Source organism: Nostoc sp. ChiSLP03a (genome assembly GCF_034531215.2).
In the GTDB taxonomy this organism is placed as follows: domain Bacteria; phylum Cyanobacteriota; class Cyanobacteriia; order Cyanobacteriales; family Nostocaceae; genus Nostoc.
Genome location: NZ_JAVRBQ020000074.1, coordinates 63970 through 70030 on the forward strand (window position 1 = coordinate 63970; position 6061 = coordinate 70030).

Sequence of the window (6061 nt, forward strand, 5' to 3'; positions counted from 1 at the left end):
TGTAGAACCTCAATAATTGAATTATTACTGAGGTAAAAAAGTCTATAAATATTGAGGAATAATTGAGAACCAAAAATTGTCTCTAACTCTCCCTATTTACAAACCTCTAGATTAGATTTACTCTTATCGGTGGATACGCTCTGTGTAGGTAAATATTTACGTATTATACTCATTAGCTTATCAGTCACTACAGGTTTAGTGAGAAAATCTGTAGAACCAACTACTTTGGCACGAACTCTATCTAAAAGACCATCACTACCTGTTAATATAATTATTGGTGTGTTGGAAAAAGTAGATATTCGTCGTAACTGAGTACAAATTTCGTAACCACTAGCAATCGGCATAATCAAATCCAAGAAAATCAGGTCTGGTTTATCCTGAATCAGGGTTGGTAGAGCTTGTACAGCATCTTGAATTTTGATAAATCTCAATCCATTGGAAGTGACAATATTTTCTACCATTTTGCATACTTGAGGGCTATCATCGACGCAAGCTATTAGTGGAGCAATTCGCTTTTTTGGTTGGGTGGTGGTAGAGTTATTATTAACTTCAGTAATTCCTAAAGGCAAATCAGGTACTTCTATCAATTCGATGATTCCTTTAAGGATATAAGGAAGTAATGAACGGGTCAATGGCAATACACTTTGCTTCATTTTCATGGCTAAATCTCGGAGAGTGAATTTGCCATTGATTAAATTCACAAAGTTTTTGTAAACATATGGACTTACCATCTGCTCAAGTTGTTCTGGTCGTCGTAGAATTGGTGCTAAGTCAGGAGAAAAATTTGCTAAACCTGCTTCTGACCAAATTTTCCATGAGTCTTGCATGTGCTTTACAGACATTTCTGAACTCGTGAAGCTCATTGGAGTTTCTAAAATAACTTCTTGGCTGCGATTGCAAGTTAAAGAAGCAAAGTTTCCTTGCAAAGCTAGGTCAAATAATAGTTCTGCTATCGTATTTTCCGCAATAGATTGAATCTGTTCTCTCTGAATTTTCTGTTTTTTATAAAATACTTCTATCAGTTTATAGTCCCAGTAATCAATGGATAGGTCTTGCCCACGTAACTGCAACTTATCAACATCAATCTGGGGACAATTCTGGACTATATGTCTGCGCCAACGTCGGAAGGGATGAGTTCCGCCTGTTGCCCAAACTATCCGTCCCAATCGATAGTAAAAAGTCCATTGGCTGCCCTTGGAACTCTTAATATTTAACTTGCCATTATATTGCAACTGAGTACAAGTTTTAAATTCATTTACTAGGTTATTTGAAATAAGTTCTTGATGGGGCATAGTTTGTTCCTTTTATTAAAAAGCTAGCTATTAAAAACCAATACTAGTAGAGCACAGCGTAAATCTACCTACCATCTCAATTAACCAGACAAGTTTCTTAAGTCACTTGTCAGAGGTAGGCAACACTTCCGTCACAGTCTTCTAGCTATATAGCTGTGAATAAGTGCAAATGCATTTAGTATATAGCAATCTAAATCAAGATTATTAAAAGCAAGACAGATGTTAACATGACAAAACTATTGCTAGTAAATAATTTATCTAGCATAGAGTCTTTATTGGCAGAGTTTACTTTTCTGCTAATATTTATGACTAAAGTAGGTTGCCATAGTTGAGATTATGATGTATTTATATATTATTTTAAGAATTTTCATACTGAATCATATCCGTATAAATTCTGAATTTTAGTTTAAAAAATACTAGCAGTCTCTAAAGAGTTTTACTTTTGTTATTCACATTGACAACATAGGTTAAAATATCTATTTAAATTTACTATTCTTAATTATGCTAATTAATTTCAGTTTTTCTAGGGAATATTATTTTAAAAAAAAGGCGTGCTACTAAAACAAGTAGCAGCCAGATTATAAAGTATTTATTTAGACAATTTATTCAAGGTTGCTTGTGGTTTTGATAGCTGATAATAGCTGCCCGGAGATTACTTTGGTGTTCTGAAAGAAGGCGATCGCCCTCGTCTTTTTCCAAACCAGTCCAGTGCATCAATAACGCCAGCTTAACCCATTTACCACTACGTTCTAGTAAAAAACCAGCAGTTTCGCGACTTAAACCTGTGAGGTCTTGCAAAATTCGCAAAGCGCGATCGCGTAATTTTTGATTTGTGACTGCTACATCCACCATGCGATTGCCATAAACTTTGCCGAGCTTAACCATCACGCCGCTAGAAAGAATATTTAAAGCTAATTTAGTGGCTGTACCAGCTTTCAGGCGAGTTGAACCGGCGATTATTTCTGGGCCTGTTAATAGGCGAATGTCAATATCGGCATCAAAGCTAACTTGTTCAGCAGGAACACAGGCGATAAAAATAGTTGTAGCTCCTCGCTGACGAGCAGCATGAAGCGCACCGTGGACATAAGGCGTTGTCCCACCAGCGGTAATGCCAACTACGACATCTAATTGGGTAACGTGCCGCCCAGCGATCGCCGCTTCACCATCTTCAATGCTGTCTTCTAAATCTTCAGAACTGCGTACTAGTGCGCCAGCACCACCAGCAATAATCCCCTGTACCAACTCTGGGGGTGTACAAAAAGTAGGTGGACACTCAGCAGCATCTAACACCCCTAACCTGCCACTTGTACCCGCACCGATATAAAATAGGCGCCCTCCGTGGCGCAAACGCTCTGCGGTGCGCTCAATTGCCTCTGCCAACTGAATTCTAGCCGCTGCAACTGCTGCGACAGCCTTTTGGTCTTCGTCATTAAACAACTCCACCAATTCCAGAGAACTGAGCTGGTCTAAGTTCAGACTATTAGGATTTACCAGCTCAGTTAAAAGATGCCCGCGTTCTTGCAAATTTGTCATTTGTCATTTGTCCTTTGTCATTTGTCCTTTGTCATTTGTTCTAGCCTACGCCGCCCTTTCTTTGGGCATCTATCTATGTCCGTTGTCATTAGTCAGTTAGCGACCAATGGCTAATCACCAATGACTAATGACTAATGACTAATGACCAATGACTACTTACAACAATCCTTCCAATTTGCGACGCATCTTCTCTAATTCAGAATCAGACAATTCTGGTTCTTCTAGCGGCTGTTGATTGAGAGGGAAAGTGTCTTCAACAGTATCCTCCTTCTGGGCATCTTCTTGCCAGTCGGTTTTTTCGACGTTAAGTTCTGGGGGAGTTACAACTAAATTGCTGTTTTCTGGGATGATTTCCCATTCATACCCAGCACTTTCGCAAAATTCCTTGATTTCTTCAGCATCGATCGGCTCCGGTGTGGGTGCGGGGAAATCCTGAGCTTCTAACATCAGGGCAAAGCGCGTGGCATCATCTTCTGACTCGAACATCAGAATTTTATTGCGCTCGCCTTCCCGAATCGTGTGAATCCCCTCATTTTCCGTTCGAGCATTAAAAATTAACACAAAAACACGCATTGGTGTAATCATCTGTCCTTTTTAAGGTTTATTCATATTAAAGTTCGAGATTGTGCCTCAAGGAAAGTCACAGGAATAATTTTCACTCTATTCAGATTTTCCTGAAAACGCCAATATTATTCAGCATAAGTATTGGATCGAGAAAATACCGTAACTCAACCAATGGGGTCTTGAGTTTAGTTGGCGTATCCTGGAAATGGCATACTGAACCAATGTGCCAGTTAATGCTTGTGTGTGCCAACGACATCCGGCAATTAATACAGTGAAAGCAAATGACTAAATCTACCAATCAAGATATTCATTCCCCCTCCCCTATCCGCAAACATTTGTGGTTGCTGGTATTGAGCCGGGGTAGCATTGCCTTGAGTGGACTTTTGCTGTTAGGAGTTATCGTTGGTATTTGGCGGTTGTGGACTTTTGTCCAAACAGAGTTAACACCCTTGGCACAACAAAGTTTAACTACTACACTCAACCGTCCGGTAAAACTGGGAAGAGTCACACAATTTTCGTTGACAGGAGTACAGTTTGGGGCTTCAGCTATCCCAGCCACACCTACAGATGCAGATCGGGCCACAGTCGAATCTGTAGAGGTGGGTTTCGATCTGTTACAACTAATTTTTAATCGCCATCTAAAGCTAGATGTAACTTTAGTCAACCCAGATATTTACATTGACCAGGACGATCAAGGGCGTTGGATTTCCACTACCATCGCGCCGTCAGGTGGAAGCAGTGCAATTAAAACCGATTTGGACTACCTGCGGTTTCGGAATGCCAAGCTGGCCTTGATGCCGGATGAGAGAGTAGAGGGAGATGAGGGGGTAGAGGAGCAGGAGGGCAGAGGAGCAGGGGGGCAGGGGGGCAAGGGAGAAGACCCAAATTCTAATTCAGTACTGGATAAACGCCCTGCTACCGCTAACAACACTCAGCAATTGCCGGTGCTATTTTCTCAACTTAATGGATCTGCTCAACTTTTAGCAAATAACCAGTTGATACGGTTTGAAGTTGGGGGTCAAGCAGACAGTGGTGGCAATATTTCCATTCAGGGAGAGACACGTTCTAAGGTGCTAGCAGGGACTTTCCAGGTGCAAGCACAAGATTTTTTGGCTGAGAATATTAGTCGGTTGATTAAGTTACCAGTGAACTTACAAGCGGGTCGAGCCAATGGCGATTTGTTAGTTCGGTTGACACCAGGACAGCCAACTCTATTGTTTGGCAACGCTACTGTGCAAGGGGTAACGCTGCAAATACCCAAAGTCCCGCAACTGTTAAGCAATAGCCAAGGAAACCTGCACTTCCAAGGAACGGAGTTGCAGTTAAATAATGTGACTAGCAACTACGGCAAAATTCCTTTAGTGGCTACGGGAATCATCGACACTCAAGCAGGCTTGAAGTTGGCAGCGCGTGTAAATGCGGTGAGTTTGGCGAATGCCCAGGAGACTCTCAAGGTAAAATTACCTGTAGCGATCGCTGGACAAGTGCAAGCTTCTTTGCAGATTACCGGATCGACAAAAGAGCCAATACTCTCTGGCTCAGTTGCCACAATCCAAACTGCCAGAATTGACAAAGTTGATTTTAATAGCATCAGTAGTAAGTTTGAGCTTGCTACTAGTTCCTCTTTACTTACCTTAAAAGATATTCAAGGTAAAGCCAAAGTTGGTGGTGAAATCACGGGCGCTGGTACAATTAGACTTGGTAAAAATCCGCGACTGGATTTAAATTTCGCTGCCAAGAATGTTCCAGGGGATGCGATCGCCAAAGTTTATGAAACAACACCTACCTTTCAAATCGGCAATGTCTCTGGTACAGCTCAACTAACTGGCGCTCCTACGAATGTCCAAACCGTGGTACAGTTTCAAGCTCCCAATGGAACTTATCCCGGAACAGGCGAAGTTGCGATCGCTCCAAATCGCACCGTCTCTTTCCGCAATGTGGCTCTGAATATAAGTGGTGGTACAGTTCGGGCAACTGGTAGTTATGCCAATGAGCGTTGGCAAGCTGTGGCTGTTGCCTCTGGGGTAAAATTAGAACCCTTTGTAGACAAAAGTCAACTGCAAAATGTCTCTTTGGCTGGGGCACAATTCAATGGTCGTCTCATTCTCTCAGGCAGCACAGCACCATTTGAAATTGCTACAATTCGCAGTGATGGTGCAGGAGTTCAAATTGGTGGCGGTACAGTTGCAGTTTCTAATATCCAACTGCAAGACCAAAGTTTCTCAGCTCAACTGGTAGCTAATGGCGTGCGGTTGGGACGAATATTGAAACAGTCCCCCCCAGCTTTAGATAATCCTTTGGCGGGAACATTCCAAATCGCAGGTAGCAGAGATGATTTCAGCCTGAAAACCTTCCGTGGCAGTGGTGAGGGTTGCCTTGCTATTGGTGGCGGTACGGTTACAGCCTCTAATATCCAAGTGGGGAATGGTGTCTATCAGGCGCAAGTTCAGGCTAAGAATGTGCCTGTGCAGCAGTTGGCAAAAGTACCCAAGCAATTCCAAGGAGCATTAAATGGTCAGTTCAACGTAGCGGGTTCTGTTGAATCCTTCCAACCGCAAACGATTCAAGCCAACGGTCAGGCGCGGATAAATGTTGCAGGTGGAACTATTACAGCCTCTAATATCCAAGTGGGTAATGGTGTATACCAGGCGCAAGTTCAGGCAACTAATGTA

3 protein-coding genes and 1 pseudogene are annotated in these 6061 nt (G+C 42.3%); 1 reads left to right on the forward strand and 3 read right to left on the reverse strand.

The genetic code is table 11. The annotated features are described in order from the left end of the window. Positions 1 to 92: 92 nt before the first annotated feature. From RMY32_RS12625 to RMY32_RS12635, 3 genes are all read right to left on the reverse strand, one after another. Positions 93 to 1292 carry a response regulator gene (locus RMY32_RS12625; protein WP_322713474.1) on the reverse strand — a complete coding sequence of 400 codons (1200 nt, stop codon included), beginning with the start codon at positions 1290 to 1292 and terminating at the stop codon, positions 93 to 95. A gap of 606 nt (positions 1293 to 1898) precedes the next feature. Continuing rightward, entirely contained in the window at positions 1899 to 2825 is a 927-nt protein-coding gene (gene murQ / locus RMY32_RS12630) for an N-acetylmuramic acid 6-phosphate etherase (RefSeq protein WP_322713475.1), read from the reverse strand. A gap of 156 nt (positions 2826 to 2981) precedes the next feature. After that, positions 2982 to 3410, reverse strand: a complete 429-nt coding sequence (locus RMY32_RS12635) for a DUF3110 domain-containing protein (RefSeq protein ID WP_322692852.1) — start codon at positions 3408 to 3410, stop codon at positions 2982 to 2984. A 260-nt stretch (positions 3411 to 3670) separates the two neighbouring features. Here RMY32_RS12635 and RMY32_RS12640 point away from each other — a divergent pair. Beyond that, positions 3671 to 6061: pseudogene (locus tag RMY32_RS12640) on the forward strand (DUF3971 domain-containing protein); the annotation flags it as partial.